The organism is Pseudomonas sp. RIT-PI-q, assembly GCF_001297125.1.
Lineage (GTDB): Bacteria > Pseudomonadota > Gammaproteobacteria > Pseudomonadales > Pseudomonadaceae > Aquipseudomonas.
Window position 1 is genome coordinate 150,112 of the sequence record NZ_LHPC01000039.1, and the last position, 22,995, is coordinate 173,106.

The following is a 22,995-nucleotide window of genomic DNA, read 5'->3' on the forward strand; positions in this document are numbered from 1 at the left end:
ATTTCAGAGTCGATCTGGAATTTCACAAGAACCCGCGAAAGCGGGTTTTTGCGTTTCTGGCATCCAAAAAACAATACACCCCCTGTAGGAGCGAGCTTGCTCGCGAAGAATTTACAGGCGACGCAATCCTCCAGATAACACGCGTAATCGTTCACGCCCATTGCGAGCAAGCTCGCTCCTACAGGTGCGCAAGGCGCACTTGAGAAACAATATCGTTTATCATTGTTGCAAGTTTTTGCAATGCGACAGTGAGGAACCCTGCGAATGATGTTTCGAAATACCCTGCGCCGAGGCCTGACCTTTACCCTCCTCGGCCTGGCTCTCGCCACTCCCCTCACCCAAGCCGCCGACCCGGTTTCCCTGACCCTCTATAACGGCCAACACAAAGAAGTCGGCGATGCCATCGCCAAAGCCTTCGAAGCCAAGACCGGCATTCACGTCAATGTGCGCAAGGGCAGCAGCAACCAGCTCGCCAGCCAGGTCGTCGAAGAAGGCGATCGCTCCCCCGCCGATGTGATCTACACCGAAGAATCGCCACCCCTGAACAAACTCGGCGAGCAGGGTTTGCTGGCGAAAACCGACGACGCCACCCTCGCCGTCCTGCCCAAAGACTATGTCGCCGGCAATGGCACCTGGATCGGCATCACCGCCCGGGTCCGCGTGGTCGCTTTCAACCCGAAACTGATCGATGAAAAAGACCTGCCCACATCGGTGATGGAATTCTCCGATCCCAAATGGCAAAGCAAGGTCGGCTTCGTGCCTACCAGCGGTGCATTCCAGGAACAGGCCGTAGCGATCATCAAGGTGCACGGCATGGACGCAGCCGAAGAATGGCTGACCGGCCTGCGCGCGTTCGGCAAGACTTACAGCAACAACATGGTCGCACTGAAGGCCGTGGAAAACGGCGAAGTCGCCACCGTGCTGGTGAACAATTATTACTGGTTCGCCCTGCAACGCGAAAAAGGCCAGCTCGATTCGAAACTGCATTACTTCACCGGCGGCGACGTCGGCGGGCTGATAACCGTGTCTAGCGCGGCGGGGCCGAAATCCCGCAAGCACCCCAAAGAAGCCCAGCAATTTCTCCCCTACCCGGCCAGCGAAGAAGGTCAGCGCGGGATCACCCAGACCACCGCCGAATACCCGCTGCATAAAGGTATGGAATCGGATCGCGGGCTCAAGCCGTTCAGCGAACTGCAAGCACCGAAGGTCACGCCTGCCGACCTCGGCAACGCCGAAGAAGCCCTGGACCTGGAACGTGACGTTGGCTTGAACTGATGAGCACATCGTTATCCGCCCCCGCCTCACGTGGGGGGTACGTGCCACGGCGCAAGCGGCCATCGATCTGGTTGCTGCTGCCGGTTTTGCTGCTGGTCGTGCTCAGCCTTTTGCCGCTGGCCTACGTCGGACTCAAGGCCTGGCAGGCCGGCTGGGCCGAGGCGATACATCTGTTGTGGCGGCCTTATGTGTTTGGCCTGCTGCGCAACACCCTGGCACTGATGGTCGGCGTGACGCTGGCTTGCGGCGTGATCGGTCTGTCGCTGGCGTGGCTGCTGGAGCGCAGCAATCTGCCGGGGCGGCGGTTGTGGGGCGTGATCCTGTGCCTGCCGTTCGCCGTACCGGCATTTGTCAGCAGTTTTACCTGGGTGTCGCTGAGCGCGCATTTCGAAGGCTTGGGCGGGGCGATCCTGGTGATGACCCTGTCCAAGTACCCGCTGATCTTTTTGCCGGTGGCGGCGACCCTGCGCAATCTCGACCCGTCCCTGGAAGAGTCCGCCCGCACACTGGGGCAGAATCGCTGGGGTGTGTTTTTCAGGATCACCTTGCCCTTGCTCTGGCCGTCTCTGCTCGCCGGCTCGCTGTTGATCGCCCTGCACATGCTAGTGGAGTTCGGCGCGCTGTCGATCATCGGCCTGCAAACGTTCACCACGGCGATCTATCAGCAGTTCGAACTGGAATTCAGTAACGCCAATGCGGCGATGTTGTCGGCGGTGCTGCTGGCGCTGTGCCTGGTGTTGTTATGGCTGGAGCTGCGAGTACGCGGCAAGGGCCGCCACGTGCGCACCGGCCAAGGCGCGGCGCGACACGCCGAACAGGTTCGACTGGGGCCATGGGCGGTCGCCGGACAAGTTTACTGCCTGACACTGGCGATCGTTGGCAGCGGGATTCCGCTGGGCATGCTGGTGTATTGGCTTGCCGTGGGTTCGTCGGCGGCATTCCCGGTGGCGGCGATCAGCGAGGCTTTGCTTTCGTCCCTGGCGCTGTCACTGGGTGGCGCGGCATTGTGCCTGGTGCTGGCGGTGCCGGTGGGGTTGCTGGTGGTGCGCTTTAAAGGTCCATTGGCGATCTGGGCCGAGCGCTTGCCCTATCTGCTGCATGCGCTGCCTGGACTGGTGATTGCGCTGACGCTGGTGTATTTCGCCCTGCACTATGTGCCGGTGCTGTACCAGACGTCGGCATTGCTGTTGATCGCTTATGCGCTGTTGTTTCTGCCACTGGCTCAAGCGCCGATTCGCACAGCGCTGAATAAAGCGGCGCCGCAGCTTGAAGAGGCGGCACGCACGCTGGGCGCGTCGTCGTTCAGCGCGTTTTGTCGGGTGACGTTGCCGATCATTTTCCCGGCGCTGGGTGCGGCGTTTGCGTTGGTGTTTCTGGATGCGATGAAGGAGCTGACGGCGACATTGCTGTTGAGTCCGACCGGGCTTAATACGCTGGCCACGGAGGTGTGGGCGCATACCGCGAACGTGGAGTTTGCGGCGGCGGCGCCTTATGCGGCGTTGTTGAGTCTGGTGTCAGGGTTACCGGTTTATCTGCTGACGACGCGGATGTATTTGAGCCGTTGAGACCGCCATCGCGGGCAAGCCCGCTCCCACATTGTTCTTCTGCGAATACACAATTTGTGTGCAACAGAAAACACTGTGGGAGCGGGCTCGCCCGCGATGGCGTCAGCCCTGACAACACATTACGCCCGGAACTGCCCCAGGCTCGCCTTCAACTGCGCCGCCAACCCATCCAACACTTTGCCGCTGGCCGTGGTTTCCACCACCGCCTGAGCAGCCTTCTCAGCCTGCGCATGAATCGTCTCAACCCGACCCCGCACCGCTTGCGCACCTTGCGCCTGATGCGCCGCTGCCTGCGTCGCCAGACCGATCGCCGCATGCACTTGCTCCACCGATGCCTGCACTGACTGCTGCAACCGCGCACTGTCACGCAACACCAGCAAACCTTCGCTGGCCTGACGCCCGGCCTGCCCAATCGCTGCAACGGCCTCACGCGCGCCTTGCTGCAAGGCGACGATGTACGCCTGGATATCACCGGTGGAGCTCTGCGTCTTGCTCGCCAATGCGCGCACTTCATCCGCTACCACCGCGAACCCACGGCCGGTCTCACCGGCACGCGCCGCTTCGATGGCCGCGTTAAGCGCCAGCAGGTTGGTTTGCTCGGCGATCCCGTGAATCACCGTCAGCACCACTTCAATCTGTTCACTCTGCTGCGCCAGCCGCTCGATGACTTTCGCCCCGGTGTCGACCTGCCCCGCCAATGCTTCGATCAGGCTGCCGACCTTCGCCGAGGTCCGGGTGTTTTCATCAGTGGCCTGACGGATGTCCACCACTTGCTGCAATGCCGCCTGCATGGCGTGGCTTTCAGACTGCGCTTCGTCAGCCATCTGCGACAACGCACGCAGGCTCTCGGCCACTTCATCGCGCTGCATGCCGGCCGCCGCATCGGCCCCGGCATTGCGCAGGGTCATGGCGCCGATTTCCACGCCGGTACGCTGGGCCACATCACCCGCTTCACGCACGATCGGCTGCAACTTATCCACAAAGCGATTGACCGCCGAGGCCATGTCGCCGATTTCGTCCTTGCTGTTGATCTGCACACGCTTGGTCAGGTCACCTTCGCCGGCGGCCAGGTCATCCATGGCGGCAATCAGCATTTTCAAGCGATTGACCACTCGACGACCCAATACCACCGCGAGCAACAGCAGCACACCGCAACCCACCAGCGCCAGGCCCATGCCGATGCGCCAGCGCAAGGTTGCGGCAGCTTCCTGCACGGTGCTGGTGGTGTTGGCTTTCATGTCAGACGCCGTCGACTGCGCCGACTGCAGGCGCGCACCCATTGCCGCAGCACTATCAGCTGCAGCGCCTTTGAGGCTGTCGCCGACCAACTGATCCCTGCTGGCGATCAGCGCCGAGAACCGCTTGTCGAGGGCCGCCAGATCGATTTCCACCGAAGCGGTCGAGACGCCCATCAAGACCTTGCCGATTTCCACGCCGTTGGGGTTGATCGAGGATTCGAGGTAGTAGACCGACGGATCGTTCTTCGCCGCGTCCAGCACCTTGTCCAGCGCCCGCTCGCCCTGGCCTTTCTCCAGCAGCGCCTTGTTGATCGGGTTTTCGCGGTTCAGGTAGCGCGTCAGGTGCTGCCCTGTGGCGTCGTCGTACACCACGAACAACACGTTGGGATTGCGCTGGGCACGGCGGGCGAATTCGGACAGGGTTGGAACGTCGCTGTCCCACATGGCGCGGGGTGCGACCGAAGCCAGGAGCTGCGCCATATCATTGGCGGAATCCTTCAGGTCCTTTTCCAGTGTCGCGCGCAATTGGGCCTGTTCGTCCTTCAATCGCGAGGACAAACCGACCGTGAGGCGCTGACGCGTACTCGCGGAGAGGCTGTCGAGGCTCGACGTGACTTCACGCCCCGCCTGCTCGAGTTCACCGGAGAGCTTTTGGCTGTCGGCACCCAAGCGCGCACCGAGATCGGCTTCCAGTGCGGTCACTGTGCTCCGGGTCAGGGCGACAGCCACCAGCACCTGCACCAAAAGGGCGATACCAAGGGTAACGAACACCGGCCGCAATAAACGGCTTTGTAACAGTGAGAGAATGGCCGACACTTAAAATCCCTCTGCTTGGCGCCATTAAATTGATGGCGCGCTGGAAGCGATGCTTTTAATCAACATCACAGCAAAGGTCGTGCCGTCCGGCAGGCACAAACGACAAAGGCCCCGATTAAGGGGCCTTTGTCTTTTACATCAATGACTTATTAAGCGAACGGGTGACGCAGAACGATGGTTTCGTTGCGGTCCGGGCCCGTCGAAATAATGTCAATCGGCGCACCGATCAGCTCTTCGACGCGCTTGATGTAAGCACGGGCGTTAGCGGGCAGCTCTTCGATGGTTTTGGCACCCCCCGTCGACTCGGTCCAGCCCGGCACTTCTTCGTACACAGGCTGCAGGCCCACGTAGCTGTCAGCATCAGTCGGGGCAACGGCATTGCCTTGCGCATCTTGGTAGCCGACGCAGATGTTGATGGTTTCGAGGCCATCGAGCACGTCGAGCTTGGTCAGGCAGATGCCCGAGATGCTGTTCACATCGATAGCGCGACGCAGGATAACGGCGTCGAACCAGCCGCAACGACGGGCACGGCCGGTGGTAGCGCCGAACTCGTGACCTTGTTTGGCCAGGTGCGCACCCACTTCGTCAAACAGCTCAGTCGGGAATGGACCCGAACCGACGCGAGTGGTGTAAGCCTTGGTGATGCCCAGGATGTAATCCAGGAACATCGGGCCAACGCCCGAACCGGTCGCCACGCCACCTGCGGTGGTGTTGGAGCTGGTCACGTACGGATAGGTACCGTGGTCGATGTCGAGCAACGAACCCTGGGCGCCTTCGAACATGATGTCTTTGCCGGCGCGACGCAGGTCGTGGAGCTCGGCCGTCACGTCCAGCATCAGCGGCTTGAGCAGTTCAGCGTATTCCTTGCACTCGGCCAGGGTTTTTTCGAACTCGATGGCAGGTTCTTTGTAGTAACCCACCAGCATGAAGTTGTGGTAGTCCACCAGTTCACGCAGCTTGTCTTCAAAGCGCGGCATGTTGAGCAGGTCGCCCACACGCAGGCCACGACGTGCAACCTTGTCTTCGTAAGCCGGGCCGATGCCGCGACCGGTCGTACCGATCTTCAGCTCGCCACGGGCCTTTTCACGGGCCTGGTCCAGCGCTACGTGGAAGGACAGGATCAGCGGGCAGGACGGGCTGATACGCAGGCGCTCACGCACCGGTACGCCTTTCTCTTCCAGCTTGATGATTTCCCGCAGCAGAGCGTCGGGTGCAACCACCACGCCGTTGCCGATCAGGCACTGTACGCCTTCGCGCAGCACGCCCGACGGGATCAGGTGCAAGACGGTTTTTTCGCCATCGATCACCAGGGTGTGACCCGCGTTGTGGCCACCTTGGTAGCGCACTACGGCGGCAGCATGTTCGGTCAGCAGATCAACGATCTTGCCTTTGCCCTCATCACCCCATTGGGTGCCCAGGACTACGACATTCTTACCCATAACACTTGTCCTCATTCGCGCAAACTTGGTGCCGGCCGCGGCCGACAGGAAAACTCAAGAAGCCAGTGGCGATACTTGCCAAAGCCCGTTCTGCTGAATCAATTGCCGGTCGCAGTCCGCTTCACGGGCGGCGGCCAAAGGTTGCCCAGGCAACGCCTGAACGACACGCTGACCCTCACTGCGCAACTGGCAAACCTGCTGCCAGAGTGCCGCATCCGTACTGTCTGGCATCCAGATACCGCCAGACGGTAACTCGATCTCAGCACGCCCCAGGGTCACCAGGGTTTTCAAATCGGTAGAGAAGCCGGTTGCCGGACGAGCGCGACCGAAGTCGGCGCCGATGTCGTCGTAACGACCGCCCTGAGCAATGGACTGGCCAACACCCGGCACGAACACCGCGAACACCACACCGGTGTGGTAGTGGTAGCCGCGCAACTCGCCCAGGTCGAAGTAAAGCGGTAATTGCGGGAAACGCGTGGACAGACGCTCGGCAATCGCCAGCAAGTCGTCCAGAGCGGCCAGAACCGGCGCCGGCGCATTCGCCAGACGCTCACGGGCAGCGCTCAATACTTCTCGGCCGCCACACAAGTCGACCAACGCTCGCAGCATGCCCGACAAATCGGCAGGCAAGCCTTCGGTCAAGGTAATGACCTCGTCGATCGCCTTGCGTTGCAATGCATCGAACAACTGTTGCTCAACTTCACCGGACAAACCGGCGGCGCGGGCCAGGCCACGGTAGATGCCGACATGACCGAGGTCCATGTGCACATCCGGCACATCGGCCAGTTGCAGCATGGCCAGCATCAGGCTGATGACTTCCACGTCGCTGCTCGGGCTGGCATCGCCGTACAACTCGGCGCCCAGCTGAATCGGGCTGCGCGAGGACGACAAGGCCCGTGGCTGAGCGTGCAGCACGCTGCCGGCGTAGCACAGACGGCTCGGGCCTTCGCGACGCAGGGTGTGCGCATCGATGCGCGCCACTTGCGGTGTGATGTCGGCACGGAAACCCATCTGCCGACCCGATTGCGGGTCAATGACCTTGAAGGTACGCAGATCGAGGTCCTGGCCCGCGCCGGTCAGCAGGGATTCCAGGTACTCGATATGGGGAGTCACGACAAACTCGTAACCCCAGCTCTGGAACAGATCCAACACCTGGCGACGCGCTACTTCGATGCGCGCCGCTTCTGGTGGCAGTACTTCTTCGATGCCATCTGGCAGCAGCCAGCGGTCTACCGTTGCCATTACGCCATTCCCCTATGATCCGGGCGGCAAGCCGTTGGGCGAGCCTTGAGTGAAGCAGAAAATGATCGGTTCGTGCACAAAACACGCGCAAGAACAACGTGGCGAAAAGCCTGAAACCGGCTTCGCCAACCACTTTCCTCGAAAAACCTGTCGAGTCATTCAACTCGATGTCTTGCCTGACAACCGCAATCAAACGTGCAGACGCAAAAAAGCCGGGAATTTCCCGGCTGCCGCATCATACACACGTTTTCCCAAAGGATCACCCCGCCCGAGGCTTTAGCCGCCAGGCGGGGGATGATTCAGGTCAACGCCGTATCAAGGCTTGGCTTTTTCCAGGTAACGGAAGAAGTCGCTGCTTGGGTCCAGGACCATGACGTCGGATTTGTTCGCGAAGCTTTCACGGTAGGCGCGCAGGCTACGATAGAAACCGTAGAACTCCTGGTCCTGGCCGTAGGCCTTGGAGTAGATCGCAGCGGCCTGGGCATCACCATCACCGCGAACCTCTTCAGATTCACGATAGGCTTCAGCCAGCAGCACGCGGCGTTGACGGTCGGCGTCGGCACGAATGCCTTCTGCCAGCTCGTTACCCTTGGCGCGGTGCTCGCGAGCTTCACGCTCACGCTCGGAACTCATGCGTTCGAACACGCTGCGGTTCACTTCTTTCGGCAGATCGATAGCCTTGACCCGAACATCGACCACTTCGATGCCCAGCTCTTTTTCCGCCATCTTGTTCAACGAAGCGGTGATATCGGTCATCAGCGCATCGCGCTCACCGGACACCACTTCGTGCAGCGTGCGCTTGCCGAACTGGTCACGCAGGCCCGATTCCAGACGACGGGAAAGACGTTCGTCGGCAATCTGCTTGAGGCCGGAAGTCGCGGTGTAGAAGCGCTCGGCATCTTTCACGCGCCACTTGGCGTAGGCATCGACCATGACGGCTTTCTTTTCCAGCGTCAGGAAGCGTTGTGTCGGTGCATCCAGCGTCATCAGGCGTGCGTCGAATTTGCGCACCTGGTTAACGTAAGGCACTTTCACATGCAGGCCCGGCTGAACATCGGCCTGGACCACACGACCGAACTGCAGCAACACCGCACGCTCGGTCTGAGCCACGATGTAGAAGCAGTTCCAGGCAGCGATCGCCACGACGACGCCGACAATAAGGGCGATCAGCGATTTATTGCTCATCAGCGACTCTCCCTGGTACGTGCTGGCTGTTGCTGCAGATCAGCTGCTGCACGTGCATTCGCTTCATTGCTGCTGGCTGCCGCACCGGTCACCGAAGTGCTGGTGTTGCGACCACTTTCGACCATCTTGTCCAGCGGCAAGTAGAGCAGATTGCTCTGGCCATTCTTGTTGCCGGTCACGAGAACCTTGCTGGTGTTGCTGAAGACTTCCTGCATGGTGTCCAGGTACAGACGCTCGCGGGTGACTTCGGGTGCCTTGCGATACTCGGCGACCAGCTTGGTGAAGCGATCAGCCTCACCCTTGGCACGCGAGACGGTTTCGTCACGGTAACCGTTGGCATCTTCGATGATGCGCTGGGCCTGACCACGGGCTTCCGGCACGACGCCGTTGGCATAGGTTTCAGCCTGGTTGCGCGAACGCTGCTCGTCTTCACGGGCGCGGATCACGTCATCGAAGGCTTCCTGCACTTCACGCGGTGCCGCTGCGCTCTGTACGTTGACCTGGGTGACGGTGATACCGGTGCGATAGGTATCCATGAAGCGTTGCAGACGCTCCTTGATTTCGCTGGCCATCAATTCACGACCTTCAGTCAGCACCTGGTCCATCGCGGTGGAACCCACCACATGGCGCAAGGCACTTTCGGTCGCGTGCTGCAGGCTGATTTCCGGCTGGTCGACGCTCAGCACGAAGTCCTGCAGATTGCTGATCTTGTACTGCACGGTCAGCGGCACTTCGACGATGTTCTCGTCTTCAGTCAGCATTTGACCTTGCTTGGTATAGGCACGCTCACGCGTGACGTTTTCCAGGTACTTGCGATCGAGCGGCGGGAAATAGATGTTCAGACCCGGGCCGACAGTTTCGTAGTACTTGCCGAAGCGCAGCACCACGGCTTGCTCCTGCTCGTCGACGACATAAACCGCGCTGTACAGCCAAACGGCCGCCAATACGACGAGAACGACACCAAGAATGCCGCCGAAGCCGCCACTCTTGCCCGAACCACCGCCATCATCACCACGTTTCTTACCACCACCGAACAACCCGTTCAGGCTTTCCTGCAGCTTTCGGAAGGCCTCGTCGAGATCCGGTGGTCCCTTGCGGTCGCCGTTATTGCGGCGCTTGCCACCCCAAGGATCCTGATTATTCGAGTTGCCACCCGGCTCATTCCAAGCCATAGCGCTCTCCATCTGATAAAGCAAAGACGCACCCACGGCGCGCCGACCAATGCTACAGAATGCCTGTCACCACGGCACAACCGCTTTCTCAGGCTTTTATTGCAAAGTGTGTTGCTCGATGAACTCAGTCGGCTGCAGACCTTCGCGGCTCACCAATCGATTCAACTCGATTCGTGGCAAGCGAACGGCCAGCAAGCTGATGCCTTCTTCGTCGTGTTCTTCTTTCTGTACCGCACCGAGTTCGAAAAACTGCGCACGCAGTCGAGCAAAACGTTGCGGCAAGCGCAAGGTGCCGATAAACAACTCACTGCCCAGCAACTCGGCAATGGCTTGCTCAAGCAATTCCAGTCCACTGCCATCACGCGCCGAAAGCCAGACCCGTTGAGGCTTGCCGTTTTCGTCACGCTGGATTTGTGGCTCAACGCCTTCAAGCAAATCGAGTTTGTTATAGACCTCTAGGATCGGCAAGTCCTGGGCACCAATCTCACCCAGCACCACCATCACCTGCTCGATCTGCAACATGCGATCCGGTTCGGCCGCATCGATCACGTGCAACAGCAGGTCGGAGTTGCTCGACTCTTCGAGGGTAGACCGAAATGCCTCGACCAGCTTGTGGGGCAAGTGGCGGATGAAACCCACAGTGTCGGCCAGGACAATCGGCCCCAGGTCGTCCAGTTCCAGACGGCGCAAGGTCGGGTCCAGCGTGGCAAACAACTGGTCAGCCGCGTACACGTCGGATTTCGTCACGTTATTGAAGAGCGTGGATTTACCGGCGTTGGTATACCCCACCAAAGACACGGTAGGTATATCCGCACGCGAACGGCCGCGTCGCGACTGTTCGCGCTGGCTGCGCACTTTTTCCAACCGGCCTTTGATCTGCCGCAAGCGAACCCGCAGCAAACGGCGGTCGGTTTCCAGCTGGGTTTCACCCGGGCCACGCATGCCGATACCGCCACCTTGACGCTCAAGGTGAGTCCAGCCACGAACCAGCCGGGTGCTCATGTGGTCAAGCTGGGCCAGTTCTACCTGGAGCTTGCCTTCATGGGTACGGGCGCGTTGGGCGAAAATATCGAGAATCAGACCGGTGCGGTCGATCACGCGACACTCGAAAACACGTTCGAGGTTACGTTCCTGACTGGGCGTGAGGATGTGATTGAAGATCACCAGATCTGCCTTTTCGGCATGAACCAGGTCGCGTAACTCCTCGACCTTGCCGCTACCGATCAGGAATTTGGCGGTTGGCCGATGACGCGGCACGTTAAAAAACGCAACGGTCTCGGCGCCAGCCGAATTAGCCAATTCCTGAAACTCCTGCGGATCTTCGCGCGCCTCAGGGTCCTGTCCATCCAAGTGAACGAGGATCACTCGCTCACCACCACCGTGGCGCTCAAAGAACAAAGGAGACTCCTATCAGGCGTTACCTGGCTCAGCGTCACCGGCTTCGGATTCGGTTGCGCTAGGCAGACGAATTGGACGAACCGGCACCACTGTAGAGATAGCGTGTTTGTAAACCATTTGGCTGACGGTGTTTTTCAGCAGGATGACGAACTGGTCGAAAGACTCGATCGTACCTTGCAGTTTGATCCCGTTGACCAGGTAGATGGACACCCCAACTTTCTCTTTACGTAAAGTATTCAAGTAAGGGTCTTGTAGCGAATGCCCTTTTGACATGTGCCGCACTCCTTTAAGGATTCAATATAAAAAAATAGGTAAACAGATGGCTTGTGGCCGTCACACCCCCAAGGATAGACGGCAATTGCAAGGACTCAGCTCAATATGGAGATGGTCCCCAGGTATTTCAAGGCGCGCGGCAGATTGTCGCAATCCAGGCTGTCCAACCAGTGTAAATCAGCCCAACTGCGCAGCCAGGTGAACTGGCGCTTCGCCAATTGGCGCGTGGCAATGATTCCACGCTCCTGCATCTCGGCTTGCGTCAGCTTGCCATCCAGGTAGTCCCAGACTTGTCGGTAGCCTACTGCACGTATCGAGGGCAACCCGGCATGCAGGTCACTTCGTTTACGCAGGGCTACGACCTCGTCAATGAATCCCTGTTCCAACATTAACGTGAATCTTTGTTTAATTCGCTCATGCAGTACCTGACGATTTGCCGGAGCAATCGCCAAGTTCGCGACAGTATAGGGCAATTGTTGACGTCCCGAAGCGGCTGCTTCAGTAGTTTGCGCAGATTGTTGCAAACGAAGTGCGGTCATGCTTTGACCGCTGACGCGATAAACTTCCAGTGCTCGACTGAGCCGCTGGGGATCGTTCGGATGAATACGCGCCGCAGATTCCGGGTCGATCACCGCCAATTGCTCGTGCAGGGCCTGCCAGCCAAGGCGTGCAGCTTCTTCTTCGATCTGCGCGCGGACGTCGGGATCGGCTGCCGGCATGTCCGCCAGACCTTCGACCAAAGCCTTGTAATAGAGCATTGTGCCGCCCACCAGCAGCGGAATTTTTCCACGCGCGGTGATCTCGGCCATGGCTTCGAGGGCGTCACGACGGAAATCGGCGGCCGAATAGCTCTCTGCCGGGTCGAGAATATCGATCAGTCGGTGTGGAAATTCGGCCAAAAGCGCTTTCGAAGGCTTGGCGGTGCCTATGTCCATGCCGCGATAGACCAGTGCCGAATCAACGCTGATCAGCTCGCAGGGCAAGACTTTGGTGAGTTCGATGGCCAGGTCGGTTTTGCCGGCAGCCGTCGGCCCCATCAGGAAAATCGCGGGAGGGAGCTGGCTCATCAACGACCGCGCAAGAACAGTTTGTCCAGATCGTCCAGGCCCAGCTGGGTCCAGGTCGGTCGGCCATGGTTGCATTGACCGCTGCGCTCGGTGTTTTCCATATCGCGCAGCAGACCGTTCATTTCCGGGATCGCCAGACGCCGATTCGCACGAATCGCGCCGTGACAAGCCATGGTGCCGAGCAGTTCGTTCAGGTGCGCCTGAATGCGGTCGCTGGTGCCGTATTCCATCAGGTCGGCGAGGACGTCGCTGACCAGTCGATTGGCTTCGGCCTGTTTGAGCAAGGCCGGAATCTGCCGAATCGCCAGGGTTTCCGGGCCCAGGCGCTGCAATTCAAAGCCCAGGCGCTGGAACCACGCAACGTGCTCTTCGGCGCAATCGGCTTCGCGCTGGCTGACCGCCAGGGACTCCGGCACCAGCAGCGGCTGACCGCTCAGGCCTTCGCTGGCCATGGCGATCTTCAGGCGTTCGTACATGATCCGCTCGTGAGCCGCGTGCATGTCCACCAGCACCAGGCCTTGGGCGTTTTCCGAAAGAATGTAGATGCCCTTGAGCTGCGCCAGCGCGTATCCCAGCGGCGGGATGTCGTCCTGTCCGGCCGGCAGCGCCACAGCATTGGCTTCAGGCAACGGCGCAAAGAACTCGCGGTAGGCAGCTTGGGCTTCGGCAACGGGAACGCCGGACTGAGGCCGAGGCGTGTATTGATATTGATAACCCGCGCCAGCGCCCGAACCTGCCGCCGTATTAAAGGATGGTTGTGCCTGTGGCTGTTCAAGCAGCGCATTGGCCGCCAGGCGCATTTCGCCTTGCGGGCCGAATTCGCCAGCGTCGATGCCGGTCGGTCGAACAATGGCCGTCGCCACCGGTGCCGCCAGATGATCTTCGGGACGCACATCGCCCAAGGCGCGGTGCAAGGTGCCATAGAGGAAATCATGGACCATGCGCCCGTCACGGAAGCGTACTTCGTGCTTGGTCGGGTGCACGTTGACGTCGACGCCCGCCGGATCGACTTCGAAAAACAGCACGAACGTCGGGTGCCGGCCGTTGAACAGCACGTCGCGATACGCCTGGCGCACCGCGTGGGCCACCAGTTTGTCGCGCACTGCACGGCCGTTGACGAAGAAATACTGCAAGTCCGCCTGACTGCGGTTGAACGTCGGTAAACCGACCCAACCCCACAGGTGCAGGCCATTACGCTCGATTTCGATTGGCAGCGCTTGCTCAAGGAAGCCCGAGCCACAGATCGCCGCCACTCGCCGGGCGCGGGCCGCGTCATCGTGGGCCTCGTGCAGGCTGAGAATGGTTTTGCCGTTATGGCGCAAGTGGAATGCCACGTCGAAACGTGCCAGGGCCAGGCGCTTGATCACTTCTTGCAGGTGATCGAATTCGGTTTTTTCGGTCTTGAGAAACTTGCGCCGCGCCGGGGTGTTGAAAAACAGGTCGCGCACTTCCACCGAAGTGCCCACCGGATGGGCTGCGGGTTGCACGCGCGGCGCCATGTCCCGGCCTTCGGTCTCGACCTGCCAGGCCTGATCCGCATCTTTGGTGCGCGAGGTCAGGGTCAGGCGCGCCACGGAGCTGATCGACGCCAAGGCTTCACCGCGAAACCCGAGGCTCATGACTTGTTCAAGGTCTTCAAGGTTACGGATCTTGCTGGTGGCGTGTCGCGCCAGGGCCAGTGGCAAGTCATCGGCAGAAATGCCGCTGCCATCGTCGCGTACCCGCAGCAGCTTGACGCCGCCCTGTTCGACGTCGACATCAATACGCCTGGCGCCGGAGTCGAGGCTGTTTTCCAGCAACTCCTTGATCACCGACGCCGGGCGCTCAACCACCTCACCAGCGGCAATCTGGTTCGCCAGCCGTGGGCTGAGCAGCTCGATGCGAGACGTGTTGGTCAGCACCTGGTTCATTCTTTGGCCGCCAGTTCAGTGCCGGGAATGGTCAAGTGCTGACCGACCTTGAGCTCATCATTCGACAGCTTGTTGGCGCTGCGCAGCGTCGCCGGAGACACCTGATAGCGCACGGCAATCATCGCCAGCGTCTCGCCGGGGCTCACCCGATGGTCACGCGGCCCTTGGGCGATCCCACCAGAATCACGCAGCCAGGCGATGTAGGTGCCCGGTGGTGGATTCTGCTGGAAGAACTGGCGCACACCACTGCTGATCGAACGCGCCAGCGCCTGCTGGTGGTTCGACGCAGCGAGCTTCGAGGCTTCGTTGGCGTTGGAGATGAACCCGGTTTCCACCAGGATCGACGGGATGTCCGGCGATTTCAGCACCATGAACCCGGCCTGCTCCACCCGTTGTTTGTGCAGTGGTGTGACCCGGCCAATGTTGGTCAGCACCTTCTGACCAACGTTGAGGCTGGACGTCAGGGAGGCGGTCATCGACAAATCGAGCAGTACGCCTGCCAGCATGCGGTCCTTGTCATCGAGGCTGACGTTGCCGGCACCCCCGATCAAGTCGGAACGGTTTTCGCTGTCGGCCAGCCAACGGGCGGTCTCGGACGTGGCGCCGCGATCGGACAAGGCGAACACCGACGCACCAAACGCAGCGGCGGAAGGCGCGGCGTCGGCGTGGATCGAAACGAACAGGTCGGCGCCTTTCTTGCGAGCGATTTCGGTACGGCCACGCAACGGGATGAAGTAGTCGCCGGTACGGGTCAGTTCGGCGCGGAAGCCTTTCATGCCGTTGACCTGACGCTGCAGTTCGCGGGCGATGGCCAGCACCACGTCTTTCTCGCGCTGGCCACTGGAGCCCGACGCGCCCGGGTCTTCACCGCCGTGACCGGCATCGATTACTACAATGATGTCGCGCTTGCCGGCCGGGGCGGGCGGCAGCTTGACCGCCGGTTCCACCGGCGTGACCGGAACCGGGGCCACCGTCGCAACGTTGGTCGGTGCAGGGATTGGCGCAGCGTCGGCGGCGTTATCGAACAGGTCGACCACCAGGCGATTGCCGTACTGGGCGTTCGGTGCCAGGGTAAAACTTTTCGGCGTGACGGCCTTTTTCAGGTCGATGACCACCCGCAGGTCGGTCGGCGTGCGCTGTGCCGAGCGCATCGCGGTGATCGGGGTGTTCGAGGTGTTGACGTTCAACGGCGCACCGAGGGACGCGCCATTGATGTCGATGACCAGCCGATCGGGAGCACTCAGGGTGAAAACGCTGTGCTGGACGGGGCCGGTCAGGTCAAACACCAGTCGTGTGTTGTCCGGAGCCCGCCACAGGCGAACACTGTTGACCTTCGTCTCGGCCACAGCGTCGACGGTCACCGCCAAAAACAACAATCCTACGGCAGCAACCAACGCGCGAAAGCGCATACCTAACCCCATCATTTAATTGGATTCCAATGCCAAAGCGGCACACCACGACTCGCCACGCGAGCCCTGGGATAAAATTTTCAGCGAACGCCCGCTGTCTTGCGGGCTAATGGTAATGGTCAGGTCGGGCTTTGGCAAAAAGCCTGCACCCTTCTGGGGCCATTCGATCAGGCACAAAGCGTCGTCTTCGAAGTAATCGCGGATGCCGAGGTACTCCAGCTCTTCAGGATCGACCAGACGATAGAGGTCGAAATGGAAGGCCCGGATATCGCCAATCTCGTACGGCTCGACCAGGGTGAAGGTCGGACTTTTTACCGCGCCCACATGCCCCAGACCCCGGATGATGCCGCGGGACAGCGTGGTTTTACCCGCCCCCAGATCGCCCTCGAGAAAAATCAGACCGTGCCCTTCGGTGGTTTGTGCGATGCGTGCGCCAAACGCGGTCATCGCCTCTTCATCAGCCAGGTACAGGGTTACTTCAGACACGGTGCTTGCTCCTCCAACAACTGACGAATGGCTGGGATCAGATCACTGGCCGCCAGTCCACGGCCCGATTTACCTTGTTGCGCGCCGGCATTGGCGTGTAGCCAGACCGCCAGGCTGGCGGCGTCGAATGCCTCCATGCCTTGGGCCAGCAACGCGCCGAGCAGACCGGCCAGCACATCGCCCAGACCGGCGGTGGCCATGGCCGGATGGCCCTGATGACACACCGCCAATCGCCCATCAGGGCTGGCGATCAGACTGCCGGCGCCTTTCAGAATCACCACGGCGGTGTATTTTTTGCTCAACGCGTGTGCGGCCGCGGGACGATCCGCCTGAACCTCGGCCGTCGATATCCCCAGCAACCGCGCCGCTTCGCCCGGATGCGGAGTGATCACACAATCCTTGGGCAAGCTCACGTGTTCCGTGGCCAGGAGATTCAATGCATCGGCGTCCCAGACTTGTGGCAGCGGTGCGTTAGCCGCGGCGGACAACAGACTACGTCCCCACGCCGCCTGACCAAGCCCCGGGCCGACGACCAGCACGCTGACCTTCTCCAGCAGGTCCATCAATTGATTGGCCGAGGAAGTCCCCAGCACCATGGCTTCGGGCACCCGCGCCAATGCAGCGGAAATATGTTCGCTGCGGGTGGCCAGGGACACCATACCGGCTCCACTGCGTAGCGCACTTTGCGCGCTCAGCAGGATCGCGCCACCAAAACCGCGATCACCGCCGATGAGCAAGACATGCCCGAACTTGCCTTTGTGCGAACCGGGCGCGCGGGCCGCCAGGCGCGGCAGGTTGCCGGCGGTCAGGCGACGTGCGCTGAACGTCGCAGCCTCAAACAACTCCGGTGGCGCTTGCAGGTCGTTGAAGACCAGTTCGCCCACCACGTCTGCTGCATCACCGGTGAAAAGCCCCAATTTCAAACCGATGAACGTCACCGTCAGGTCGGCTCGCACCGCATCGCCCAGCATGCGGCCGGTGTCGGCGCACAGCCCTGAAGGGATATCCACCGCCGCGACCGGCAAACCGCTGGCATTGATCGCGGCGATAGCACTGGCGTAAGGCTCACGTACTTCACCGGTCAGGCCAGTGCCGAGCAAGGCATCCAGCACGACGCCGCGCAATTCGGACTGCGCAGACCAGGTTTCAATGGTGACCTTTTCGGAGACAGCCTCGGCATGCGCCAATGCAGCATCGCCCTGCAAACGCTGAGGATCCCCAACGGCCAGCCCCCGAACCGACCATCCACCCCGCCGGGCCATTACCGCCACCAGATAACCGTCCCCGGCGTTATTGCCATGGCCAGCAAGCACCGTCAATTCATTGGCTGTCGGCCACTGACGAACCAACGCCCGCCACGTCGCATGGGCGGCGCGCTGCATCACTTCGAAGCCCGGTGTGCCGGCCGCGATCAGGCTCGCATCGAGCCCGCGGACTTGCGCGGCGCTGTACAGCGCGTCGGGTAATTCATCTTTAGTGTGCGGCATGCGTCTTCGGGCTCCGATGTCTGGCAGAATTATACGCACCTCAGCTCCGGTTTCTCTCGCCTCATGCCCGCAATTACCACAGACCTGCCCGCCCTCGCCCAATCCATCAAGGATTGGGGTCGTGAACTGGGTTTCCAGCAAGTCGGCATCAGCGGCCTCGACCTGGCCGAGCATGAGCAGCACCTGGAGCGCTGGCTCGAAGCCGGCTACCACGGCGAAATGGAGTACATGGGCGCCCACGGCAGCAAACGCTCGCACCCGGAAGAACTGGTGCCGGGTACTTTGCGCGTGGTTTCGTTGCGCATGGACTACCTGTCGGGCGACACCAAAATGGCGCAATTGCTGGCCCAACCGGAAAAAGCCTACGTCTCGCGTTATGCCTTGGGCCGCGATTACCACAAATTAATTCGTAAGCGCGTGCAACATCTGGCCGAAAAGATTCAAGCCGTCATCGGCCCCTTTGGCTACCGCGCCTTTGTCGACAGCGCCCCGGTACTGGAAAAAGCCATCGCGGAAAAAGCCGGCCTGGGCTGGATCGGCAAAAACACCCTGGTCTTGAATCGCAAGGCCGGCAGCTATTTCTTCCTCGCCGAACTGTTCGTCGATTTACCGCTGCCGGTTGACCCGCCGCACGCCACCGAACACTGCGGCCGATGCACCGCGTGCCTCGACATCTGCCCGACCAACGCCTTCGTCGGCCCCTATGTACTGGACGCCCGGCGCTGTATTTCCTACCTGACCATCGAACTCAAAGGCGCCATTCCCGAAGACCTGCGACCGCTGATCGGCAACCGGGTATTCGGCTGCGATGACTGCCAGATCGTCTGCCCATGGAACCGCTTCGCCCGCCCCTCCGGCGAGAGCGACTTCAAGCCACGGCACAACCTCGACAACGCCGAACTGGCTGAACTGTTCATGTGGGACGAAGACAAGTTCCTCAGCAGCACCGAAGGTTCGCCGCTGCGTCGCGCGGGTTATGACAGCTGGCTGCGTAACCTGGCGGTCGGGCTAGGCAATGCGCCTTCAACCATTCCGGTGCTGGAAGCGCTGAAGGCGCGACGCGAGTACCCGTCGGAAATGGTCCGGGAACACGTCGAGTGGGCGTTGAAACAACACGAGCAACGCGCCGGCGACGTTGGATCTCCCCATTAAACGACGCAGCGAAATGGGCTCAAGGTTGCGAATCAACATCCGATGGTTTTATCCATTTGGCGCTGCGTCCCTTTCCAGTCGACTCAATTAGCCCGTCAGCTTTCAATGAGCGCAAGACCATACGCACGGTGTCACGACTCACCCCAGGGCAAGCCTCTTCAAGCTCAGTAATTGAGAAAGGCAAAATGCGCTTCAACGCTTCGATTCGAACTCGATCACTTTTCCCACCATGTCGCTTATCGATGGTGCCTACACGCACCTCAAATTCCTTGTAAGCACGAAGTAGCGCGCCCCAGAAATAGTCGAGCCATGGCTGCACATCGTGTTGGCCTTCGTGCCAACCTTGAGAGCTGATTTCAAGCGTTTCGTAGTAACTTTCTTTTGAGTCCTCGAAGATCCGCTCAAGACTGATAAAACGCCCGACTCGATAATCAAATTGATAAAGCAGCAACAAAGTAATCAGGCGAGCCACGCGACCGTTGCCGTCCGAGAAGGGGTGGATGCAAAGAAAGTCCAGAACAACCAGCGGGACAATGACCAGTGGGTCGGCCAAGTTCTGATCCAGGGCCTTGCGGTATTGCGCGACCATGTCGCCCATGGCCATGGGCGTCAGATGTGCAGCAACCGGTTGGAAGCGGATACGAGAGCTGCCATCAGGATGACGCTCAATGATGTCGTTGTTCGTTGCTTTCCATTCCCCGCCATCCTGTGGCAAATAGCGGTAAAGCATGCCGTGCAACTGTCGAATGACGCCTTCAGAAATTGGCATCCCTTCTGCTGCTTCATGAATCAGCGAAAGCGCATCGCGATAACCCGCAATTTCTTGCTCGGAGCGGCTTTTAGGTTCCGCATTTTTGATGACTAGGGATTTTAACCGGGCAGGTGCCACGACCACCCCTTCAAGCCGGTTTGATGACTCGGTGGACTCAATGACAGCTAGCTGCTTGAGGTCGTTGAGAATCTCTGGAGATTGAGCGACGAATAATTGCTGCTTTCCACGATATTCACCGAGAGCCCGCAAAGTCGCGACCTGCAGTCCGTTGTAACGTAGCGTCGAGAGGAAGTCAGGAGTGAGTGATCGCAAGGCGTCTTACCTGCTAAAGAGGGTAATACAACATTAAATAGGGTAATTAACTAACAAATCACCCTATTTAAGATCTTTTTACCCCATTTAAACCCTGTAGACCACGCGACTTCTTGGTCAGGATATTTCGAAGCTCGCCTCTATCCAGGGCCCCCATCGTGTCGCTGAAATCAGGCTTCGTCGTTGTAGACGAACTTGGGCATTTCCCAGTGGAAACGGATGGCCAGCAGGCGCAGCAGGAAGCCGCCAAACAAGGTGATCAGGATCGCTTGTTCGCCGGGCACTTGCAGGTAGATGCAGAGCATGTAGCACCACGCCGCCGCGAACGAGACGCTGGCGTAGAGCTCACGGCGGAAGATCAGCGGGATGTCGTTGCAGAAGATGTCCCGCAGGATGCCGCCAAACACTCCGGTGATCACGCCGCTGACCGAGGCCACGAGCATGCCGTGGCCCATTTCCAGGGCGGTCATGCAGCCGATCAGCGTGAACGCCACCAGGCCCACGGCGTCGAGCACCAGAAACAGCGAGCGCAGGTGGCGCATCCAGCGTGCAGCAAAGACGGTGAACATCGCCGCGACTGAGGTCAGCACCAGGTATTCCGGGTGTTTGACCCAGGTCAGCGGGTAATGGCCGAGCAATACATCGCGCACCGAGCCGCCACCCAGGGCGGTGACGCAGGCGATCAGCACTACGCCAAACCAGTCCATCCCGCGACGGCCGGCAGACAGGGCACCGGTCATGGCTTCGGCGGTAATGGCGATCAGGTAAAGCATCAGCAACATGGTGGCGGTCCTTGCAGGAAGGCGCGCAGTCTACTCACTTCACCCAGGCACCAAAAGTGGGCGCACGATCAAATGGACCGCGTCGCCTTCTTCGCGGGCAAGCCTCGCTCCTACAAAAGCGGCGCGAACGTGGCTTTTGTAGGAGCCGGCTTGCTGGCGAAGGCGTCTTCGAGGGCCCCTTCGCTGGCGAGCCAGCTCCTACAGGTGCGTATTTCAGGCTTAGAATTTGATGAAATGCTGGCGGTAATGCTGCAGCTCGGCGATCGATTCGCGGATGTCGTCCAGTGCCAGGTGGGTGCTGCCCTTTTTGAAGCTGTCGCGCACGTCCGGTGCCCAGCGTGCGGCCAACTCTTTAAGCGTCGACACGTCGAGGTTGCGGTAGTGGAAGAAGCTTTCCAGGGATTTCATGTGGGTATAAAGGAAGCGACGGTCCTGGCAGATGCTGTTGCCGCAGATCGGCGACTTGCCCTTCGGCACCCATTTTTCCAGGAAGGCGATGGTCTCGGCTTCGGCTTCGGCCATGCTGATGCGGCTGTCGCGAACCCGCTGGGTCAGCCCGGAGCCGCCGTGTTGACGGGTATTCCAATCGTCCATGCCGGCGAGGATTTCATCGCTGTGGTGGATAGCGATCACCGGACCTTCGGCCAAGGTGTTCAAGTCACTGTCGGTGACGATGGTGGCCATCTCGATGATGACGTCGGTATCCGGGTTCAGACCGGTCATTTCCAGGTCGATCCAGATCAGATTCTGTGGGTTTTGCATGTGTCGGCTCCTAGGCAATGCTGCGCAGTTTAGCCTAGGCAAGTGGCCGGGCGTGCTAAACTCGCGGCCGTTTTACCTAATCGCTGCATTCTTGATACGGAACACCCATGGCCAAACGCCAACTCAATCGTCGTCAAAACTGGCGCATCGAAAAGATTCAGGGCGAGCGCGCTGCCCGCGCCGCCAAACGCGAGTCCTCGGCTGTCGAGGCACTTGAGGGTGGCGACCTGGGTCCCGAACAGACGGGCCTGGTGATCGCTCACTTCGGTGTGCAAGTCGAAGTCGAAGCGCTCGATGGCGAGTTGGCCGGCGAGGTGTTCCGCTGTCACTTGCGCGCCAACCTGCCTGCGCTGGTGACCGGCGATCAGGTGGTCTGGCGTGCCGGCAACCAAGGCATCGGCGTAATCGTGGCGCAACTGCCACGTAAAACCGAACTCTGCCGCCCGGACAGCCGTGGTCAACTCAAGCCGGTCGCGGCCAACGTCGACATGATCGTCATTGTCTTCGCCCCGCTGCCCGAGCCCCACGCCAACCTGATCGACCGCTACCTCGTCGCCGCCGAGCATGCGGGCATTCGTCCGTTGCTGCTGCTGAACAAATTCGACCTGATCGACGAGCAGAACGCCCCGGCGCTGAATGCCTTGCTGGCGGTTTACCGCACGCTGGGTTACCCCGTGCTCGAAGTGTCGGCGCATCACGGCAACGGCATGGAGCAACTGCAGGAACAGCTGGACGGACGCATCAGTGTGTTCGTCGGCCAGTCCGGCGTCGGCAAGTCATCGCTGGTCAACAGCTTGCTGCCGGAAGTCGAAACCCGTGTCGGCCCGCTGTCCGAGCTGTCCGGCCAGGGCACCCACACGACGACCACCGCGCGGTTGTTCCACTTCCCCGGTGGCGGCGAGTTGATCGACTCTCCGGGTATCCGCGAATTCGGCCTGGGCCACGTCAGCCGCGCCGACGTCGAAGCCGGTTTCATCGAGTTCAACGACTTGATCGGCACCTGCCGCTTCCGCGACTGCAAACATGACCGCGAACCGGGTTGCGCCTTGCTCAAGGCGCTGGAAGAGGGCCGCGTGCAACAGCAACGGATGAACAGCTACCGCTCGATCATCGCGAGTTTGCCGGAAAGCAGTTACTAGACCGACACGAAACCTGTGGGAGCGAGCTTGCTCGCGAAAGCGGTAGGTCAGTCAACATTGATGTTGAACCTGATGGCCCCTTCGCGAGCAAGCTCGCTCCCACAGGGTTTAAGT

The 22,995-nt window shown here is 60.3% G+C and carries 19 protein-coding genes; 4 read left to right on the top strand and 15 right to left on the bottom strand.

Translation table 11 applies throughout. The features are described from left to right. Positions 1–264: 264 nt before the first annotated feature. Both AEQ67_RS21355 and AEQ67_RS21360 read left to right on the top strand, forming a co-directional pair. Positions 265–1,275: an extracellular solute-binding protein gene (locus AEQ67_RS21355; RefSeq protein ID WP_059405807.1), complete on the top strand. Its 1,011-nt coding sequence runs from the start codon at positions 265–267 to the stop codon at positions 1,273–1,275. Next, positions 1,275–2,840 carry an ABC transporter permease gene (locus AEQ67_RS21360; RefSeq protein WP_059405808.1) on the top strand — a complete coding sequence of 522 codons (1,566 nt, stop codon included), beginning with the start codon at positions 1,275–1,277 and terminating at the stop codon, positions 2,838–2,840. Before AEQ67_RS21355 ends, AEQ67_RS21360 begins: the two co-directional genes overlap by 1 nt. Before the next feature lie 119 nt (positions 2,841–2,959). On the opposite strand, the gene AEQ67_RS21365 is transcribed toward AEQ67_RS21360, so the two are convergent. The 12 genes from AEQ67_RS21365 to AEQ67_RS21420 form a co-directional block, all read right to left on the bottom strand. After that, positions 2,960–4,894, bottom strand: a complete 1,935-nt coding sequence (locus AEQ67_RS21365; protein WP_059405809.1) for a methyl-accepting chemotaxis protein — start codon at positions 4,892–4,894, stop codon at positions 2,960–2,962. A 149-nt stretch (positions 4,895–5,043) separates the two neighbouring features. After that, a complete protein-coding gene (locus AEQ67_RS21370; protein WP_059405810.1) occupies positions 5,044–6,333 on the bottom strand; it encodes an adenylosuccinate synthase in 1,290 nt (429 codons plus the stop codon). 54 nt (positions 6,334–6,387) lie between these two features. Beyond that, positions 6,388–7,575: an ATP phosphoribosyltransferase regulatory subunit gene (locus tag AEQ67_RS21375; RefSeq protein WP_059405811.1), complete on the bottom strand. Its 1,188-nt coding sequence runs from the start codon at positions 7,573–7,575 to the stop codon at positions 6,388–6,390. Positions 7,576–7,890: 315 nt separating this feature from the next. Continuing rightward, entirely contained in the window at positions 7,891–8,760 is an 870-nt protein-coding gene (hflC, locus tag AEQ67_RS21380) for a protease modulator HflC (protein ID WP_059405812.1), read from the bottom strand. Continuing rightward, positions 8,760–9,932 (bottom strand): FtsH protease activity modulator HflK, encoded by a 1,173-nt coding sequence (gene hflK, locus AEQ67_RS21385; RefSeq protein WP_059405813.1) that lies wholly within the window; start codon positions 9,930–9,932, stop codon positions 8,760–8,762. The genes hflC and hflK overlap by 1 nt, the downstream gene beginning before the upstream one ends. 96 nt (positions 9,933–10,028) lie before the next feature. Then, positions 10,029–11,330, bottom strand: coding sequence for a ribosome rescue GTPase HflX (hflX, locus tag AEQ67_RS21390; RefSeq protein ID WP_059405814.1), 1,302 nt, complete (start codon positions 11,328–11,330; stop codon positions 10,029–10,031). A 12-nt stretch (positions 11,331–11,342) separates the two neighbouring features. Next, complete coding sequence (gene hfq, locus AEQ67_RS21395; RefSeq protein ID WP_007902656.1) at positions 11,343–11,603, bottom strand: RNA chaperone Hfq; 261 nt, start codon at positions 11,601–11,603, stop codon at positions 11,343–11,345. Positions 11,604–11,698: 95 nt separating this feature from the next. Beyond that, positions 11,699–12,670, bottom strand: coding sequence for a tRNA (adenosine(37)-N6)-dimethylallyltransferase MiaA (gene miaA, locus AEQ67_RS21400; protein WP_059405815.1), 972 nt, complete (start codon positions 12,668–12,670; stop codon positions 11,699–11,701). Beyond that, positions 12,670–14,580 (bottom strand): DNA mismatch repair endonuclease MutL, encoded by a 1,911-nt coding sequence (gene mutL / locus AEQ67_RS21405; RefSeq protein WP_059405816.1) that lies wholly within the window; start codon positions 14,578–14,580, stop codon positions 12,670–12,672. Before mutL ends, miaA begins: the two co-directional genes overlap by 1 nt. After that, complete coding sequence (locus tag AEQ67_RS21410) at positions 14,577–16,004, bottom strand: N-acetylmuramoyl-L-alanine amidase (protein WP_059405817.1); 1,428 nt, start codon at positions 16,002–16,004, stop codon at positions 14,577–14,579. The genes mutL and AEQ67_RS21410 overlap by 4 nt, the downstream gene beginning before the upstream one ends. Continuing rightward, positions 16,005–16,475 carry a tRNA (adenosine(37)-N6)-threonylcarbamoyltransferase complex ATPase subunit type 1 TsaE gene (gene tsaE / locus AEQ67_RS21415; protein WP_059405818.1) on the bottom strand — a complete coding sequence of 157 codons (471 nt, stop codon included), beginning with the start codon at positions 16,473–16,475 and terminating at the stop codon, positions 16,005–16,007. Next, positions 16,463–17,962: a bifunctional ADP-dependent NAD(P)H-hydrate dehydratase/NAD(P)H-hydrate epimerase gene (locus tag AEQ67_RS21420; RefSeq protein ID WP_059405819.1), complete on the bottom strand. Its 1,500-nt coding sequence runs from the start codon at positions 17,960–17,962 to the stop codon at positions 16,463–16,465. The genes tsaE and AEQ67_RS21420 overlap by 13 nt, the downstream gene beginning before the upstream one ends. 63 nt (positions 17,963–18,025) lie before the next feature. On the opposite strand from AEQ67_RS21420, the gene queG reads away from it, so the two are divergent. Then, positions 18,026–19,114 (top strand): tRNA epoxyqueuosine(34) reductase QueG, encoded by a 1,089-nt coding sequence (gene queG, locus AEQ67_RS21425; RefSeq protein ID WP_059405820.1) that lies wholly within the window; start codon positions 18,026–18,028, stop codon positions 19,112–19,114. Positions 19,115–19,133: 19 nt separating this feature from the next. Here queG and AEQ67_RS21430 read toward each other — a convergent pair whose 3' ends face one another. The 3 genes from AEQ67_RS21430 to orn all read right to left on the bottom strand — a co-directional run bounded on the left by AEQ67_RS21430 (position 19,134) and on the right by orn (position 21,742). After that, a complete protein-coding gene (locus tag AEQ67_RS21430; RefSeq protein WP_059405821.1) occupies positions 19,134–20,198 on the bottom strand; it encodes a Fic family protein in 1,065 nt (354 codons plus the stop codon). A 170-nt stretch (positions 20,199–20,368) separates the two neighbouring features. Then, the gene (locus AEQ67_RS21435; RefSeq protein WP_059405822.1) at positions 20,369–20,980 is read right to left on the bottom strand and encodes a trimeric intracellular cation channel family protein; all 612 of its coding nucleotides are present in this window, start codon (positions 20,978–20,980) and stop codon (positions 20,369–20,371) included. Between the two features lie 219 nt (positions 20,981–21,199). Further along, a complete protein-coding gene (gene orn, locus AEQ67_RS21440) occupies positions 21,200–21,742 on the bottom strand; it encodes an oligoribonuclease (RefSeq protein ID WP_059405823.1) in 543 nt (180 codons plus the stop codon). Between the two features lie 107 nt (positions 21,743–21,849). Between orn and rsgA the strand changes: the two genes are divergently transcribed. Beyond that, positions 21,850–22,881, top strand: a complete 1,032-nt coding sequence (rsgA, locus tag AEQ67_RS21445) for a small ribosomal subunit biogenesis GTPase RsgA (RefSeq protein WP_059405824.1) — start codon at positions 21,850–21,852, stop codon at positions 22,879–22,881. Positions 22,882–22,995 lie beyond the last annotated feature (114 nt).

What these genes read in the sequence shown, in the direction of transcription:
- AEQ67_RS21355 (WP_059405807.1), top strand. Translation starts at nt 265, where the DNA reads ATGATGTTTCGAAATACCCTGCGCCGAGGCCTGACCTTTACCCTCCTC.
- AEQ67_RS21360 (WP_059405808.1), top strand. Translation starts at nt 1,275, where the DNA reads ATGAGCACATCGTTATCCGCCCCCGCCTCACGTGGGGGGTACGTGCCA.
- AEQ67_RS21370 (WP_059405810.1), bottom strand. Translation starts at nt 6,333, where the DNA reads ATGGGTAAGAATGTCGTAGTCCTGGGCACCCAATGGGGTGATGAGGGC.
- AEQ67_RS21375 (WP_059405811.1), bottom strand. Translation starts at nt 7,575, where the DNA reads ATGGCAACGGTAGACCGCTGGCTGCTGCCAGATGGCATCGAAGAAGTA.
- hflC (WP_059405812.1), bottom strand. Translation starts at nt 8,760, where the DNA reads ATGAGCAATAAATCGCTGATCGCCCTTATTGTCGGCGTCGTCGTGGCG.
- hflK (WP_059405813.1), bottom strand. Translation starts at nt 9,932, where the DNA reads ATGGCTTGGAATGAGCCGGGTGGCAACTCGAATAATCAGGATCCTTGG.
- hfq (WP_007902656.1), bottom strand. Translation starts at nt 11,603, where the DNA reads ATGTCAAAAGGGCATTCGCTACAAGACCCTTACTTGAATACTTTACGT.
- miaA (WP_059405815.1), bottom strand. Translation starts at nt 12,670, where the DNA reads ATGAGCCAGCTCCCTCCCGCGATTTTCCTGATGGGGCCGACGGCTGCC.
- mutL (WP_059405816.1), bottom strand. Translation starts at nt 14,580, where the DNA reads ATGAACCAGGTGCTGACCAACACGTCTCGCATCGAGCTGCTCAGCCCA.
- AEQ67_RS21410 (WP_059405817.1), bottom strand. Translation starts at nt 16,004, where the DNA reads ATGATGGGGTTAGGTATGCGCTTTCGCGCGTTGGTTGCTGCCGTAGGA.
- AEQ67_RS21420 (WP_059405819.1), bottom strand. Translation starts at nt 17,962, where the DNA reads ATGCCGCACACTAAAGATGAATTACCCGACGCGCTGTACAGCGCCGCG.
- queG (WP_059405820.1), top strand. Translation starts at nt 18,026, where the DNA reads ATGCCCGCAATTACCACAGACCTGCCCGCCCTCGCCCAATCCATCAAG.
- AEQ67_RS21435 (WP_059405822.1), bottom strand. Translation starts at nt 20,980, where the DNA reads ATGTTGCTGATGCTTTACCTGATCGCCATTACCGCCGAAGCCATGACC.
- orn (WP_059405823.1), bottom strand. Translation starts at nt 21,742, where the DNA reads ATGCAAAACCCACAGAATCTGATCTGGATCGACCTGGAAATGACCGGT.
- rsgA (WP_059405824.1), top strand. Translation starts at nt 21,850, where the DNA reads ATGGCCAAACGCCAACTCAATCGTCGTCAAAACTGGCGCATCGAAAAG.